General features: G+C 58.7%; 11 protein-coding genes. 1 reads left to right on the top strand and 10 read right to left on the bottom strand.

All coding sequences use genetic code 11. The annotated features are described in order from the left end of the window. Positions 1-20: 20 nt before the first annotated feature. The 10 genes from roxA to R5R33_RS16275 all read right to left on the bottom strand — a co-directional run bounded on the left by roxA (position 21) and on the right by R5R33_RS16275 (position 15978). Positions 21-2060, bottom strand: a complete 2040-nt coding sequence (gene roxA, locus R5R33_RS16320) for a rubber dioxygenase RoxA (protein WP_318953765.1) — start codon at positions 2058-2060, stop codon at positions 21-23. A 217-nt stretch (positions 2061-2277) separates the two neighbouring features. Beyond that, the gene (locus tag R5R33_RS16315) at positions 2278-2748 is read right to left on the bottom strand and encodes a DUF4334 domain-containing protein (protein ID WP_318953764.1); all 471 of its coding nucleotides are present in this window, start codon (positions 2746-2748) and stop codon (positions 2278-2280) included. A gap of 9 nt (positions 2749-2757) precedes the next feature. Beyond that, the gene (locus R5R33_RS16310) at positions 2758-3864 is read right to left on the bottom strand and encodes an NAD(P)-dependent alcohol dehydrogenase (protein ID WP_318953763.1); all 1107 of its coding nucleotides are present in this window, start codon (positions 3862-3864) and stop codon (positions 2758-2760) included. Positions 3865-4027: 163 nt separating this feature from the next. After that, positions 4028-5722, bottom strand: a complete 1695-nt coding sequence (locus R5R33_RS16305; protein WP_318953762.1) for an AMP-binding protein — start codon at positions 5720-5722, stop codon at positions 4028-4030. A 121-nt stretch (positions 5723-5843) separates the two neighbouring features. After that, a complete protein-coding gene (locus tag R5R33_RS16300) occupies positions 5844-6986 on the bottom strand; it encodes an acyl-CoA dehydrogenase family protein (RefSeq protein WP_318953761.1) in 1143 nt (380 codons plus the stop codon). A 44-nt stretch (positions 6987-7030) separates the two neighbouring features. Then, a complete protein-coding gene (locus R5R33_RS16295) occupies positions 7031-8245 on the bottom strand; it encodes a phosphotransferase family protein (protein WP_318953760.1) in 1215 nt (404 codons plus the stop codon). Between the two features lie 91 nt (positions 8246-8336). Continuing rightward, positions 8337-10670: a TonB-dependent receptor gene (locus R5R33_RS16290; RefSeq protein WP_318953759.1), complete on the bottom strand. Its 2334-nt coding sequence runs from the start codon at positions 10668-10670 to the stop codon at positions 8337-8339. Between the two features lie 212 nt (positions 10671-10882). Next, entirely contained in the window at positions 10883-13681 is a 2799-nt protein-coding gene (locus tag R5R33_RS16285; RefSeq protein ID WP_318953758.1) for a LuxR C-terminal-related transcriptional regulator, read from the bottom strand. Between the two features lie 104 nt (positions 13682-13785). Beyond that, positions 13786-14760 (bottom strand): NAD(P)H-dependent flavin oxidoreductase, encoded by a 975-nt coding sequence (locus tag R5R33_RS16280; protein WP_318953757.1) that lies wholly within the window; start codon positions 14758-14760, stop codon positions 13786-13788. 60 nt (positions 14761-14820) lie between these two features. After that, complete coding sequence (locus tag R5R33_RS16275) at positions 14821-15978, bottom strand: acyl-CoA dehydrogenase family protein (protein WP_318953756.1); 1158 nt, start codon at positions 15976-15978, stop codon at positions 14821-14823. Between the two features lie 237 nt (positions 15979-16215). On the opposite strand from R5R33_RS16275, the gene R5R33_RS16270 reads away from it, so the two are divergent. Then, positions 16216-16839, top strand: a complete 624-nt coding sequence (locus tag R5R33_RS16270) for a TetR/AcrR family transcriptional regulator (protein ID WP_318953755.1) — start codon at positions 16216-16218, stop codon at positions 16837-16839. Positions 16840-16893 lie beyond the last annotated feature (54 nt).

The following is a 16893-nucleotide window of genomic DNA, read 5'->3' as shown; positions in this document are numbered from 1 at the left end:
GTATCAATGGTGCATCAGCGTTAAAGCGTCTTCATGTATTCAATCAGCGCATAGCGCTCTTCATCCGTGAGAGACTGGGTGAATTCATGGCCCTGGTTACCCATACCGTAAAGGTAGCTATTGAAGATCATGCGCGACTTAATCTGCTTGTCGGTAATGGGTGGCGGAGACTGGTAAGCCAGTGAATTGAATTCCGCTACCTTGTTGGCTACGTTGGCAAACAGGATATCCGGCGTCGCCATATCGTTGGTACAGGGAAGGAACGGCGAAGTCAGGACATTGTTGCTGCACTCCAGTACCTCGTATTTCCAGCCCAGCTTGTTCCAGTCAAACGCCGCGAAGCTCATATCCAGGCCGCGGTTTTTGCCGTAAATACCGGCCTCTGTTTGCTGGCGTTTCCAGATACGTACGCGATCGGACGGTTTGAGCACGCTCCACAGATCCGGCACGCTACCGTTGTGGAAGAAAGGTGCGTTACCCCACACGCCGTACAGCGGCGGCGCAATGTAGCCGAAGGGCTCAATCCATTCATTCGGACCCAGCGGCGAGAATATCGGACCCTCACCCTTGTCGTATTGAGAGCGCGGTACGCGGTTCAGTGCGCTTACGGTCAAGCTATCCACAAAGCCGGTATGGTCGGGACTGAGGTCGTTATAGGCCAGGAATGAGCTATTCCAGGCGCGGCGCTTTTTCTCATCCGCCATCAGGTTGGCACGCTGCGGGTCGGTGCCGATGGTTGCCAGCGGAGTGATGACTGCGGCTATCCCTTTCAGCCTCGGGTCGGGCAGGTAATTGGTATCCGCCGCGTGGCGGGGCGAGTAAACACCGTGGCAACTGGCACAGGAGCCATTACCTGGTGCCTTGGGAATATCGGCATTGGCATCACTTGCCCACAAATCGCGCTCATGGAACAGTACCGCACCCTGCTCTGCCAGCGCCGTATTAATGGCCTTGGGGTAGGTGGGGGGTGACATGGAGATCAGGAAATTGTCGATATCCTCAAATTCCGGTGTCAGCGCCCGACGCTCCTCCGCATTGCGTGTGAGGTTGGCCATACCAAACGCCGACTCCGAGCGCACATTATCCGAGGTCAATGCACCATCCCAGAACTGGCGGGTCTTGAACGCGCGGTGATACCAGTGCGGCGCCTTGCTCTGACCGCCGGCGTGGCTGGGGAAATATTCCAGCAGGCTCGGGGCCAGCAGCATGGTATCCATGTCGAACAGGGCCGGCAGGTAATCGATAATGCCAATCGCATCGGTGTTGCCGCGGTTCACACTCCAGGGAATCGGAGCCAGCTGCAGCGGCTGGGTAAACACATTGGCGCGGAACAGATCGGACTGGATCAGGCCGGCATCAATGGTGCCATTCGCACGACCCCAATGGAAATACGACTCGCTGTCGCCACCAATCTTGGAATCGTGACAACCGGAACAGGACGAGGCGATCATGCCAGTGTACTGGCCGTCTTCATCCTTGACCTGAACCAGCCCCATGGGCAACTGACCACTGCCGCCATTGGTCCACTTGGGGTTTTCCCAGGGGTAGGGATAAGGGTTGTTATACGGCGCCTTGGTGAGTCCGTAGCGCTTGATGACCTGGTCGTCGAAATCCGACGGACGTAACAGGTAGCCCCAGGTCTTGAACAGATTGAAATACGCTTCCGAAGTACTGAAGAACTGGAAGTAATCGCGCCGCTCCAGATTGTTTTTACCGCGCTCCACACTAGCGCGGAATTCTCCGCACGTGGTTGGGTTTGGTGGAAGTTTTTCCGGGTCTTGAATAAACGGCGCTGGCGGGTTGTGCAGGTCGACCCAGTAGGCGTTGAACTGCACCGCAGAATTTGGATTATTGACTCCCGCAACCACCAGCGTGCGCGGATCGAGTGGGAGCGGTGCACTGTCTGGCTGGCCATTACAACCGACGGCCAGTGGCGCACGGGTATACTGCTGATCCAGAAGTGGCAATTCTTCACTGACAGCGGCATTGGCCAAGGCCAACCCCGAAACTGCCAGCAAAACAGCGGGCAAGCCAGCGCCCTTCGCTTTCTGACGAATCATCGGATTATCTCCAAAAGTTGTTATCTTTATGCTTTTGGATGCACCAGTGTTTTACACCGAATACAGCATCTCACCATCGTGATTTACGATAGGGAAACCGCTGTTTTTTTACTTCGTCCGAATGGATGAATTTGTGAAGAGATGGCGCTTCGGTTTGTTTGTTGCCGGCGCCATGGCATTGAATTTGTGACAGAATTCCAGCGTGAGCGGAACCGCATCACGCTGACAGGCGCGCGAGAAAAAATACCAGAGGGCGGAGGTTTCCTTTCTGATCCATCACGCCCACCACCAGGTCCTCGGTGACTTTGCGGAAGTGATCGAACACTGGGCTTTTGTCGTAGATCATGGTGGCGGTGGCAATGCCACGAAACACCACCTCCCGCAGCGACGCGGTACCGAGAACGTCGTTGACCACGCGCTCACCCGCATCATTCAGGCTGATGATGGGATTCACATCATTTGCACTGGTAAAGCGCTTGCCGTGCCACGCCATCGCCTTCAACTGCTTTTCCACCGGATGATTGTGGCTCAGGATACCGCCGGTCCAGTCTCCCAGCATCCGCGGTGCGGGCATTGCCGGCAGACTGTCGAAAAATTCAAACAGCTGCTCATCTGTCGCCGCGCTCTCTTGCAAGCTCTGGAATTGAGCGACCAGATAATTACCATGGGTTTCCAATAAAATTTCCACATAACCTCCTCAGTGCGTATTTTCGTCTGACATCATCAGTACCGGCTTGATAGCAGCCCCGGTGGAAAGATCGGCCAGCGCCTGATTGACGCTGGTAAAGGGATAGGTACGCACCAGTTTTTCCAGCGGCAGCCGACCGGCACGATAATATTCGATCATTCGCGGAATAAAGGTTTTCGGATTCGCATCCCCCTCAACGGTTCCACGCAGGGCACGACCGCCAAACACGAGTTCGCGGGGTGGAATGGATAGATTCCTCCCGGGCGGGCTGACACCCGCACACACCAACTGACCACGCTGTGCAAGTGCGCGAAACGCCGTTTCAATTAACGGAATACTGCCGGTAGCATCCAGTGCGCCGTTCAACGCGCCGTGCTTTTTCAATTCTTCAGCGAGGTCAATATCCCGGGTGACGATGGATGCTGTAGCCCCCAGTTCCATCGCAAGCTCGGTTCGCACAGGATTCAGGTCCACCGCGATAATTTCCCGACAACCAGCAATCGCCGCGGCCATAATGGCGGCGAGACCTACGGTGCCACATCCAAAAATGGCCACGCGGTCTGCCCTGCTCGGCTGCAATACATTCAACACGGCGGACATCCCCGTCTGTACGCCACAGGCCAGGGGCGCCATCAGTTCCGCTGGCAGATCCTTATCCAGCCGCACCATATTGTGCGTACTCGCAATCGTATGGGTAGCAAAGGAAGACTGGGCAAAATAGTGGCTGGTAATGGGCGTCCTGCCGAGCGACATGGGCGCGCTGCCGTCGAGGCGACGGCCGACAAAATTCATCGCCAGCGCCGAACTGCAATAGGCGGGCGCGGCCTCGCGACAGGCGCGACAGCCACCGCAGGCACCGAAACTTATCAACACCCGGTCACCTACGGAAAAGCCGGAAACACCGTCTCCCAGCGCTTCGACAATACCGACGCCTTCGTGCCCCAGCACCGCTGGCAGCGGTGTACCCAACTGCCCACCCATGGCGAGCAGATCGGTGTGGCAGATGCCGCAGGCCTCCAGCCGCACCAACACTTCGGATTGTTGCGGCGCTGACAGTTCGCAGGTTTCGATATCGACAATGGCGCCGGCGCGGGCAACCGCGGCCTGGATTTTCATAATGGCACCTCTAAAAATCTACTGCGCGAGCGCCTGGCGGCGTCCGGCGGTGCTCGGCATGCTCATGTATGACCTATACACTCCGCTGCCTCCGCTCCGGCGGCCACCGCCAGCCACTCGCTCGCTACGATTTTTAAAGGTGCCCGCAAACCTATATAACATTTCAGCCTTCCCAGATAATTTTCTGATTCTGCGCACGCCAATGATCGGCGAATTTCATATAGCGCTCTTCGATTTCGTTGCGCTTCAGTTTCATGGTTGGCGTCAGCAGGCCACTCTCGATGGTCCAGGGTTCCTTGACGATCACCACATAGTTGAGGCGCTCGTGATCTTCCAGTTGCTGGTTGATCTCATCCAGATGCGTTGAAAATTCCTGCGCGAATCGATTTTTGTCTTCCTCGCTCGAGGGATTCAGTGCACCTGGCGATAGCACCGCCAGTGCAAAGGGCTGCGGCTGTCCGGGTCCGGTTGCGCAGATCACCTCGATGCCCGGGTGCGCACCCAGCATGTTTTCGATGGGCACCGGCGCTACATATTTACCCTTGCTAGTTTTGAACAGATCCTTGGTGCGACCGGTAATACGCAGTCGCCCCATTTCATCCAGCTCGCCGCGATCCCCGGTGCGGAGGAAGCCATCATCCGTCATACAGGCCTTGGTCTCCTCCGGCATCTTGTAATAGCCCATCATCTGGCCCGGACTTTTCACCAATACCTCGCCGGTGTCGTCAATGCGGCACTCCACGCCGTCCAGCGGTGTCCCTACATAACCGGGACGCACTTCGCCCATACGCGCCGCGTGGGACGCAGCGCAGTTTTCTGTCATTCCAAAGACTTCCAGCAGATCCAGCCCGAGCTTGCGATACCAGCTGATGATTTCCGCAGACAAGGGCGCAGCGCCGGTGAGTCCCACCTTGACACTGTCGAGTCCCAGCTCCTGCAGGATTTTTTTCTTAACCTTTGAGGACAGAAACGGAATGGAAAAGAGGATTCGCTGTTTCGCCGGCGGAATCCTGGCATTGACCGCCTGGTAGAACTTGGTCCACAACCGCGGCACCGAGAAAAAGCGTGTCGGACGCGCCCGCTTGAGGTCCGCAGGAAAAGTCTCCAGGCTATCGTTGAAAAACAGCTGGAAGCCAAAAAGTAGTGAGGGTATTTCCACTGCGACTCGCTCGGCCACATGGGCCAGCGGCAGGTAGGAAAGCATGCGGTCACTCGCATCGGGCAACCACAGATTGACCGAACAGCCCGCCGGAGCGGTCAGCGAGCGGAAGTTGTGCATGACCCCTTTGGGGCGTCCTGTGGTACCAGATGTGTAGATAATGGTGGCCAGCGCTTCGCGCCCGCGAAGTATCACTTCCTGCAGTGGCTCAAAATCCCGCATCAGCTGATCCCAGAGAACGGAGTTTTCTGCGCGCACCACAGGAGACATGGGCAGGCATACCAGCGGCAGAGTCTCAGGCAGTACCTGGGCCAGTTCATTCCAGCTATCACTCACGCCATCGAGGCGGCCGACGAACAATAGCTTGGCCTCACTGTGCTCCAGTATATAGGTACAGGCATCCGCACCCAGGGTTGGATACAGTGGCACCGGCACATGTCCGGCCATCCAGATCGCTAGGTCGGCAATAATCCAGTGGGCACTGTTTTTTCCAACGAGTGCAATATTACTGCCCGCTGGCAGATCGAGTGATTTGAGATAGGCGGCACCTCGTCGCGCCTGCTCAGTTACCTGTCCCCAGGTATAGGTTTCCACTTCGCCGCCAGCGAGGGGCTGGGTAAGGTAGACCTCATTGGGTTTTTCCTTTTCCCAGCGCAGGACATATTCAAGTGGTTCGGCGAACTCGAAGATCTTGCTCATGCACACCTACTCTCATCACACTGTTTTTTTATTTTCAATCACGCTACCGGTGCCCTTGAGACCTGTCAATCAGACCTTGGCCTGGGCACCACGGACCCGGTGGTCCACAAGCAGCCGCTGGTTACAGACTGCGTGCGATCAGTTCCTTCATAATCTCGTTGGTGCCACCGTAGATACGGCCGGCGCGGGAGTCGATATAGGCTTTGGCAATCGGATATTCGAGCATGTAGCCATAGCCACCGTGCAGCTGTACGCCTTCATCCACTACCCGGCACAGCAATTCCGAGGTCCACAACTTGGCGGCGGCGGCCGCCTCCGGGGCGAGTTTGCCTTCCAGTACCTCTTCGATACAGCGATCGACAAATACCTGGCCGATCTCGATCTCGGTTTTCATCTCCGCCAGTTTGAAGCGGGTATTCTGGTAGTTGGCCACCGGCTGTCCGAACACTTTGCGGTCACGGGTGTATTCCAGGGTATTTTTTAGTGCAGCGCGGGCGCCGCTGACCGAAAGGATCGCAATGATCAAGCGCTCCCAGGAGAGTTCGCGCATCAACTGGATAAAGCCCTGACCTTCCACTTCACCCAACAGGTTGGACTGGGGGACGCGAACGTTTTCGAAATACAGTTCACAGGTATCCTGTGCTTTCATTCCGACCTTTTTCAGCGGCTGGGCCTTGCTGAAGCCGGCGCGGTCCGCCTCCACCAGAATCAGCGAAGTGTCTCTGGAACCCTCACCACTGTTACCGGTTTTTGCCACGACCACCACGATATCGGCGAGATAACCGTTGGTGATAAAAATCTTGGAGCCGTTGATGACATAGTCATCCCCGTCTTTTTCCGCACGGCAAGTGATCGCCTGCAAGTCGGAGCCGGTGCCCGGCTCGCTCATGGCAACCGCGCCGACCGCTTCGCCGGAGGCCATGCGTGGCAGCCACTGCTGCTTCTGCGCCTCGGTGCCAAAGTTATAGATGTAGTTGGCAACGATATCCGAGTGCACGGTAAAGCCCGGGCCGGTGGCACCGACGTAGCTCTGCTCTTCCATCAGAACCGTGCTGTAAACACGATCGCCCCCCATACCACCGTATTCTTCGGGAATGGTCATACACAGCAGGCCGAGTTCACCGGCGCGGTACCACAGCTCCCGGTCCACATGCTGCTGTTCTTCCCAGCGCTCGTGATGGGGCACGACTTCGGTTTCCAGAAACCGTTTGACCATGCGGCGAAATTCTTCGTGTTCCGGCTGGAACAGGGTTCTCGGGATCATATTGACTCCTTACTGCGTCGATCTTGCTTCGGCGTTGATTATTTTTACGCAATCACATTGCGTCGTTTCTGCATCAGCGTCATGGCATCCCAATCAAAGATGGCCATGCAATTTCTGCGGATGCGTTTGATCAGTTCTCCGTTCTGCACGAGGGTGTCCTGCAGGAAGCCGCTGGCGCAGACATTGAAAATCAGTGGTCCGAACAGGTTGAAGCGGTAATCCTCACAGGCCTCGCGGAACGGATACTGGGTTCCGCTCTGTTCGAACACCCGGCAGTAGCGTTGCAGCAGTGCCGCTTCGCTATTGTTGCGGGCAACGTAGGAAAGGTCGTTGGAAAGCAGGCTGGCCACGTCGTACATGGGATTGCGCACACCTGCGAGCTTCCAGCTGAGCAGGCTACCGCGACATGCACCTCCGTCGCGCTGAAACAACACATTTTCCAGACGCGCATCACCGTGGCTCAGGGTGAGGATGTGCCGCTCATAGCGGTGCCAGTCCGCCACATAGTCAGCAAACTTTTCCACCAGGGAAAAATGTCCCTGTGCCAGCCAACCGCTGTAGACACCGCGCAGTGCCTCCACCCCCACGCGATAGCGATGGGCGATAAAGCGGGCGCTGTCCCGCTGGCGCAGCTGCCACTCCGGCGCAGTCGCCGGCGATGTGCGTACAAAGCAGCCGTGCAACTGTGCCAGTTCCTGTAACACCGCTTCGTGTTCCGGCTGGTGTTCATCCGGACTTTCATTCGCCACATAGTTTTCACCACCGCAATCTTCCAGCAGCAGATTGAAATGCTGGCCGTCGGCGGCTGCAAAAAGTAGCCCTGGGACCCGACAGGCATAGTGGCTGTTCAGCTCCTGATAGGCAGATGCCTCGCGGGCGAATGACTGGCGAATAAAATCCTCCCACTGCGGGCTCGGCAGCGGGCGGGAAAACTTGGCAAGAATGGTTGCTGGCGCCCCATCACCGCTGTCGGCACAGCGCAATCGCAGGCGTACAAGTATGTCGAATTCATTGGCAGACACCGGCTCACAGGTAAAACCCACTACCTCTGGCCACTCCGGATTGCGCAGCTGCAAGGCGGTGCTCAACCAGGACTCGGTCAGTGCTTCTGGCGATGCCAGTGCCGCGACATCGGATTCAAATTCTCGTACCGCAAATTCCCCAGACCTGTCTGCGTGAGGGAAGAGCACACCATTTTCTTCCTGCGGCAGACGCTCGCGGGGATTACTTGCGATCTTTGTGGTCAGTATCTGGCTCATGACTTCACCTGACTCATATTCTTCTCGATTCACTCTTGTGTACGACCGCGACTAACCTGCGACGCGGTCGCACACAAACCCTCACTGTGGATCAGAAGGATCCGCGCAGGGTGACCCCGTAAGTGCGTGGAGCTGAGACATAACCGTTGGCATCATTACCCTGCAGCGGGGAATTGAAGTGCTGGGTTACGTAGCGCTCGTCGCTACAGTTCTGGCACCAGGCCGCCAGGGTCCAGCCGGAAGCCTCCGAACGCACGCCAATATTGGCCGCCACTTCGCCCTGGTTACCGCGCATCAGGTCGTTGGACGTGTTGGTGTACAGCTCGGTGGAGTAGTTGATACCGACCCGGCCGAACAGACTCAGTGCACCGGACAGTGGTTGATCCACACTCAGTGCCAGGTTGCCGGCCCACTTCGGAGCGTGGGCAAATTCCCGATCCGCGAGAGATCCCAGCACCGGGTCGCTGCCGAAGCTGGCGTCGGCAATATGGGTAACGTCGAAGTTGAGGCTGAAGGCATCGCTCAGCAGGAACTGGTTTTCCACTTCCACACCGTAGGCGGTGGCTTCCGGTGCGTTGTCGATGGTGAACTGGGTTCCGATAAACTGGGCAATCTGCAGGTCGCTCATTTCGTTATAGAACACCGCGACGTTGGTACGTGCGCGACCGCCGGCGTACTCACTCTTCAGGCCCAGCTCATAGCCGTCGACAAACTCTGATTTGTAGGTGGGATCCAGCGGTACCGCCCCGGGCACTTCGGCGGGGTTGTTCACCAGGGTGCCGGCAGCGGTGTTGTCGATATTCACCCCGCCCGCCTTGTAGCCGCGGCTGTAAGAGGCGTAGGCCATCATGGCGTCGTCGATCTGGTAACGGGCTGCCAGCGTGCCGCTCACGGCGCTGTCTTTAAAGGTATCGTCGTATTCCGGCCCCGGCTGGACACCGAGCAGGCGGAATACGGCCGTCGGCGCCGGGGAGAAATAGTTGCGCTGCATGGCACCGGCTTTTTCATCCCTGGAGTAGCGCGCACCGACGGTCAGACCGAACTTTTCGGTCACATCCAGATTCCAGTGGGTGAAGGCGGCAAAGGTAGTGCTGTCCGCCGGCATATCGATATTGCTCCAGATACCCGCACTGGCATCGGCGTAGCCCGCCGGAATTCCTGCAGCACCAAGGTAGACATCGAAATACGTCTGCGCCTGGTCGCCCCATCCCAGTTCATGGTGAGCGGCAATATCTTCCTTGGCGTAGTAGACACCGGCCACATAATCGGCGCCGGCGAAGGGGCCGAAGCTGTCAAAAACACCGTTCAGGGTGAATTCCTGGGAGAGCATTTCCGTGTTCAGGGATTCATTGATGATCAGGATATTGGCGCCGGAGAAGTCCGCGTCCATATTCCACTGGGAAATGCTCCAGTCGCGGTAACCGGTCACCGAGTTGACCGTCTGACCGGAGGCAAGCTCCCACCGCAGTTTCAGCACAGCGCCCTTGTCGGTGATGTCCTGGTCGGTATCGCCGCTCAGCACCTGCTCGTAATCGTCAAAATTATCTGACGGCGCCTGCAGGCCGCGGGCGGGAATCAGCACATTACTGATGAACGGCTGCATCGGGCCGTCCACTACGTCGATCTGGCCGTAACAGCAGTTGTTGCTTTCATCAGACCAGTCGGCGATCAGTTGCGCGGAGAAGGTTTCCGAGGGCTCGTAGAGGAATTGTGCTTTCAGGGCCCGCGGCGAGCGCTCGTTGTAGTCGCCGCCATTGGGATCTTTGATAAAGCCATCCTGCTGCCCCCAAAGGCCGGCAATACGCACGGCGAGTTCGTCGGTCACTGGCATATTGGCAGCGCCGCGCACCATCTGGCGACCGTAATTGCCGGCAGTCACTTCGTAATCCAGTTCCGATGCGTCGGTGGTGGGCGCCACGCTATTGAGAATCAGCGCACCGGCGGAGGTGTTCTTGCCGAATAGCGTCCCCTGCGGGCCGCGCAGAATTTCCAGACCGCCAATATCCAGCCAGTTTTGCATCGCCTGACCGGCACGGGTGCGGTATACGCCATCGACGAACACACCGACAGCCCCTTCGAACGCGCGACTGTTACCCACGGTGCCGATACCGCGAATCATGATGTTGGCACTGTTGGCGGCGCTGTTGGTGACATCAAACTTGATGCTGGACGAGATCTGCTGGATGTTCGCGACGCTGTCCACCTGGGCCATCGCCAGGTCTTCTGAAGTTGCCGCGGTAACCGCTACCGGTACGTCCTGCATACTTTCGGCACGCCGCTGGGCGGTTACTACAACCTCCTCCAGCTGACGCCCCGCACCATCCTGCGCTACAGCCGGCACAGCCGCAGCAATGGCGGTAGCCAGGGCACTGGCCCGGAGCACGGGGCTGCCTGAAATACGGTTTGGTTTGCTATTCATCGCCATGGGAGATCTCTCCTCGCTCGCTATCTTTATTGGTATGGCGGCGCTGATACGGCCCGGCCGCGCCTTATCCTCACACTGGGTTCAGTTTTTATTGGACTGATTGCAGTATGCGAAGGCGATGACAAAAAAAACTCGTCCATTCCGATGAAATTTCACCCCCCATCTATGGAGGATGAACCAGTCTGGTGCACGCCCAGCCGGTTGGAATTTGCTCAGTTAATGAGATTCAGCTTGCGTGCAACAGCGACCGCTTCGGTACGGGACTGGGCGTGCAACTTAGCGTTGATATTGCGTAGGTGGGTGCGTACGGTATTTTCGGAAACGAACATGCGCTCGCCGATGGCGCCGTTGGAAAGTCCTTCACCCAACAGGCACAGCACCTGAAACTCTTTGCGGGTGAGTTTTTCCAGGGGTTTGCCGTCCGGGGTTTGCGCCGGTGGCGGGGTATTGGCATGCGCAATGCCGCCATCGCCGGCTAATGCAGCGCTCGCTGTCAGCTCGCGTACCAGATTGCGAAACAGGGCCTGCGGTTCGCGCAGCAACTGGTCCGGATCAAATGGCACGCCCTGCTGGCTGGCCAGGCGCTGCAACAGCTGCACCGCCAACTCACCTTCGTCGAGAATCAGGCGCACATAGTGTTCGGAAGCAGCGATGCGCAACACATCGCGCAGTTGCCGCAACGCGGCCTTTTCATTGCCACTCCGGTAAAGGGCCAGGGAGTGCAGCAGGCGCAGCTTGAGCGCGCGACGCCCGCGCCCGAACGCTTCGGCCTGGCCGATCTGCTCCTTGAGTTGGCGCGCCGCGGTGTCGCTGTCGGCAAAGTGGATTTTCCAGCGCAATTCGGCGTCGCCCGGTGTATCCAGGTCGCTGCCGAACAGCGACCAGCGCTCGAATTTTTCCCAATCCCCGGCAGACTGGGCGCGCTTCAGTTCATCGCGGGCAGATTGCTTGTCGCCCTCGAGCAGAAAGATCCGGCTGCGCTCCAGCCGCGCACTGGCCACCAGCCGCGGCAGCTCGTTGCGGTAACCGAAGTATTCGAGTTCGGTGATGGTCTGGAAGGCGCCGTCGTGATCGCCGCGGGCGTAGAGAATCCGCGTGAGATTGCGGTGACCGCAGATCAGGTGATCCGGCACGCCCTGCTCCTGCACCAGCGGCACATACACCTGCAACAGGCGTTCGGCGTCGGCAAACTGGCCGCACTCGTACCACACCTCAGACAGCAGCACCGCCGCCATGGCGTTGCCGTTGGTCACCGGGCGACCGTTGCGCTCACTGACCCCGGCAGCGAGACGGAAGCGCGCGGTCGCCTGGCGCAGGCGACCCTGCAGCAGTTCGATGGCACCTTCCACACACTGGGCGTAGATATGGGTAAACGGTGTGCAGTCGATCACCTGCAGGCGCCGCCCCTCGTCCAGCAGGTCCTGGGCCTCGCGGTAATTGCCCACCACCAGCGCCACGTAGGCGAGGGACGTGCGCAGAATGGCGTGGGGAAAGGTCTGCTCCACCGGCAGGCGATGTATGTAATCAGAGGCGATGCGGTAGGCCTCGTCGTGGCGGTCCAGCATCGACAGCAGCATGGGCCTGAGTGCCATGCCGTGCAGGTGCACCTGGGATTCCGCTGGCGCGTCCTGTTCGTATTCGTTCAGCTGAGCCATGGCCTCAGCCGCACCGCGGGTAAATGCGATAGCCCACACGTGCACTACCTGCAAGCCGGGCCACTGCTGCAGTTTGCCAGCGGGAACCAGCGACATAAGACGGGTGAGCAGCAGGCCGCGACCATCGCCCAGCAAGCGCTCCGCGTGCCGCGCGAACAGCGGCAGTGCGTAGTCCAGATCTCCGGACTTGAGCGCCTGCTCGATCGCCGCCACTACACGCCCCTGGACCAGATAAGCTTCCGCCGCGGCGCGGTGTAACCCGGGCACCTTTTCCGGATGCCGCTGCTGCAATTGCCCCTGCAGGAAGGCCGAGAACATGCTGTGGTATCGGAACCAGCGCCCCTCGTCGTCCATGGGCTCCAGCAAAAAGCGGTTGCGGGACAGCGCCAGCAGCCTTTCCTGACTGCCACTGCCAGCGCATACCGCATCGCAAAGTTCGGCGGAAAGTTGCGGGAGAATGCTGGTGGAAAGCATAAATTCCCGCAGTTCGTCCGGTTGGCGCGCCAGCACCTCCTCCCCGAGATAATCCGCTACCAGTGCGCTGGAACCAGAGAAGCCCGCCACCAGTGCCGCCGGATCGCGGCACTGCTCCAGGGCGAGGTATGCAAGCCACAAAGCCGCGGCCCAACCTTCGGTGGTCTGGTGCAGGGTGGCAATATCTTCCGGGGCGATTTCCAGCCCGCACTCCCGCTGCAGAAACTGCGCGGTTTCCTCGGCGCTGAAGCGCAGGCTGTTGGCATCAATCTCCTGCAGTTGCCCGCGGGCACGCAGACGCGCGAGGCCGATATCCGGCTGGGTGCGGGACCCCAGGATCAGGCGCCCGTCAGGAGGAAGGCGCTCCGCCAGCTGGCGAATGAAAGCGAGGGCAACACTGTTCTGCAGTACTTCCAGATCGTCGAGAAACAGGGCGAAGGGGCCGGGCATCGTTTCCACCCGATCCAGCAGATCCATGGCCGCCGCACCCGGCGCGTCGCCGCTGTGTTCAGGAGCATCGGGGGATAGCTTGTCCAGTGCCCGGGCGAGGAAATGTAGTAAGCGCGAGCTATCGTTATCCGCCAGATCCAGTCGCATCCAGGCGGTGGCGACCCCCTGTTGGCTGAGCTGCTCGAATACCTGTCGCATCAGGGTGGATTTGCCAAAGCCAGCAGGTGCGCGCACCAGGGAAACGCGCGCGCTCTTGTCATGGCCATTGCTGCCGCGACACAACTGCCCACTGATTGCGGTACGCAATATCTGGAAAGGCGGTGCCTGCGGACAGCACAGCTTGGCGGGTTGCGCCATCACCCGGCGCTGACGGTACTCAGACGCGGCGGGCGAACGCAGTTGCTCGGGGAGCTTAGCTACGGACTCAATCATCGGCCGGCTTGTATTTATTATGTCGCTTGAAAAATAAGTGGGGCGCCCGTACCTGTCAACCGCGATACTGGACGCCCCCGCGAAAACGGGTCACAAAGTACGGGTTACCCGAGCAGTGCCGCGCGTGCGCGGATCACCGATCTCGCTTCCTCCATCATCCGTGCCAGCAGTTCCGCGCAGCTGGGAATGTCGTTGATCAGCCCGATTACCTGCCCGGCGGTCCAGATTCCGCCCTCGACATCACCCGCTTCCAGCACCTGCTCGCGCCCTCTTACTCCAGCCACCAGCGGCTGCAGATCGGCGAAGTCCGTGTCTCCCGGGCGCGCTTCGATGGACACTACTTCGGAGGCGATGGAGTTCAGGAAGACCCGCGCGGTATTGCGCAGGCTGCGGAAAATCAGGGTGGTCTGACGCTCATCCGCGTCCACCATGGCCTGCTTCACATTCTGGTGTACCGGCGCCTCCTTGGTGGCGACAAAACGGGTGCCCATATTCACCCCTTCTGCCCCCAGCATCAGCGCCGCCGCCAACTGGTAGCCGTTGCCGATACCACCGGAAGCGATCATGGGGATAGACAGTTTCGACGCAGCCACCGGCAGCAATACCAGATTGGTGACATCGTCCTCCCCCGGATGACCGGCACATTCGAAGCCGTCCACACTCACCGCATCGCAGCCGACGGCTTCCGCTTTCAAAGCGTGGCGTACCGAGGTGCACTTGTGGATCACCTTCACGCCATTTTCGCGGAACAGCGGAATGAATTCTTCCGGGTTGCGCCCGGCGGTTTCAATCACCTTGACCCCGCCGTCGATGGCGGCCTGCGCGTACTCTGCATAGGGTACCGGCTTGATGGTGGGCAAAATGGTGAGATTCACACCGAAAGGCTTATCGGTCATTTCCCTGCAACGCTGGATCTCCTGGTAAAGATCCTCCGGACTTGGCTGGGTAAGCGCAGTGAGAATGCCCAGGCCTCCGGCGTTGGACACCGCGGACGCCAGCTCCGCCCGGCCAACCCACATCATGCCACCCTGAACTATCGGGTATTCGACACCCAGCATTTCCGTAATTCTGGTTTTCATTTTTTGCCCTCCGGCATCAGAAACTTTGCACAAAAGCTAGCGACAAATAATCTGTACGCATTACGCATTCTTGATTCGGTAATCCAGCCCCATATCCCGCGAGATGATTTCCCGCATCACCTCGCTGGTGCCAGCGTAAATGCGCGAGATACGCGCATCGGCGTAGCGGCGGGAAATGCGGTACTCATCCATATATCCGGCGCTGCCGTGAAACTGCAGGCACTGGTCCACTACCCTGCCCTCCAGTTCTGAGCAGAACAGTTTTACTTTCGCGGCGTCGGCACCGCTCAGCTCGCCCGCATTCTGCGCCTGCACACAACGGTCCACGTACACCTGCGCCACATCGAGTTCGGTGCGCATGCTGGCAAACTGGAAGCGGTTGTTCTGGAAACTCGCCACCGGATTGCCGAACACCTTGCGCTCTTTGGTGAACTCGAGGGTTTCGTCCAGCGCGGCACTGGCGTTGGCCAGCGAACAGGTGGCACTCTGCAGACGCTCTTCCGCCAGATTCTGCATGAGGTAATAAAACCCCTTGTCCGGCTCGCCCAGTTGATTGGTCTTGGGGATGCGCACGTTGTCGAAAAACAGTTCCGCGGTGTCCTGGGCTTTCATGCCGAGCTTGTCCAGGTTGCGCCCGCGGCTGAACCCTTCCATGCCCCGCTCCACCAGAAACAATCCCACTCCGTGTTTCGCGTCGCTGGTGCGCGCCGCCACCACAAACAGGTCGCCGATGATGCCATTGGAGATATAGGTCTTGGCTCCATTCAAACGCCAGTGATCGCCGCAATCCACCGCGCGGGATTTCATCGCCGCGAGATCGGAGCCGGTGTCCGGCTCGGTCATGGCAATACCCAGGATGGTGTCACCGCTGATGCAACCGGGATAGAAGCGGTCCTTCTGCTCCTCCGAGGCCAGGTTGCCGAGGTAGCGGCCGACAAGGCGGTTGTGGGTGGGAATGAAAATATCCCCGCAGCCGGCGCGATACAGCTCTTCGATAAGCACCTGTTCGTAACGGAAATCCTCAAGGCCAAGGCCACCGAAGCGCTCTTCCGCCCACATGAACAGGAAGCCGTTCTCCCCCGCCTTGCGGAAGATCTCCCGATCCACCACACCCTGCTGCCGCCACTCCTCCATGTAAGGAACCGCTTCCGCCTGCAAGAACTTCCGCACGGAATCCCGGAACATCTCATGCTCGCTCTCCAAGGGTCTCACAATCACCGCACTCGCCTCCTGTCATTGTATTTCGGATACCGGCCGCGGCATCGCCATCGATCCAGAACCGATTCCGGTTGCCCTCTGAATTCCACTGCCGCAACCATTTCAGGCAGCATACACACACTTACTTGCTTGTTACAAGTTTGTTTGTTGGGTAGACTGGCGGCATTGCAGCAATCCGGCGCGTGAATGAGCGACAATAGGCGCCTACCCCGGAGGACCAATCACAGGACGCCCCCAATGAGCAGCCCCACCGCCAACAGACAATCGCGTATGACCCAGGCGGAGCGCAGCGCCCAGTCAGACAGCCAGATGTTCGATGCCGCCATCCGCCTGATCGTCGACCAAGGGCCACAGCGGGCCACCCTGGCAGAGATTGGCACCAGCGCCGGCTACAGCCGCGGCCTCGCCGCCTATCGCTACAAGACCAAAGATATTTTTTATTCCGCACTGATCGAACACCTGCACCATTTGTGGTGTGAGGAGCTGGACAGATCCACCGCCGATACCAGCGGCTTTGACACCATCATTGCGGCGGTCACCGCCTTGCAAAATTTTGTGCGCTCCAATCCCGATCACCTGCGAGCCATGTACAAGCTCTACTACCACACCATCGACCACCATTCGGAAATCACGCAGAAACTGCAGGAAATCCACCACAACCAACGCAAACAGGCGGTGCGCTGGATTGTGGAATGCACGGAATTTTCCGGCAGCACACTCTCACCAGAGGCATTTGCGGAACAATACTGTGCACTGATTTTTGGCGGTATTTACCAGTGGTTGGTAAGCCCCGAACACATCGATCTGGACCAATTGCTGGAGCACAGCAAATACAGCCTGCGAATGATTGCCGGCGGATAATGCCCAACATTGCCCGCCCCAAAAAAATAAAGACCCAAACTAAATAACGGGAAT

It is taken from the genome of Microbulbifer pacificus (genome assembly GCF_033723955.1).
In the GTDB taxonomy this organism is placed as follows: Bacteria; Pseudomonadota; Gammaproteobacteria; order Pseudomonadales; family Cellvibrionaceae; genus Microbulbifer; species Microbulbifer pacificus.
This window is presented reverse-complemented; position numbering and strand designations above follow the sequence as displayed.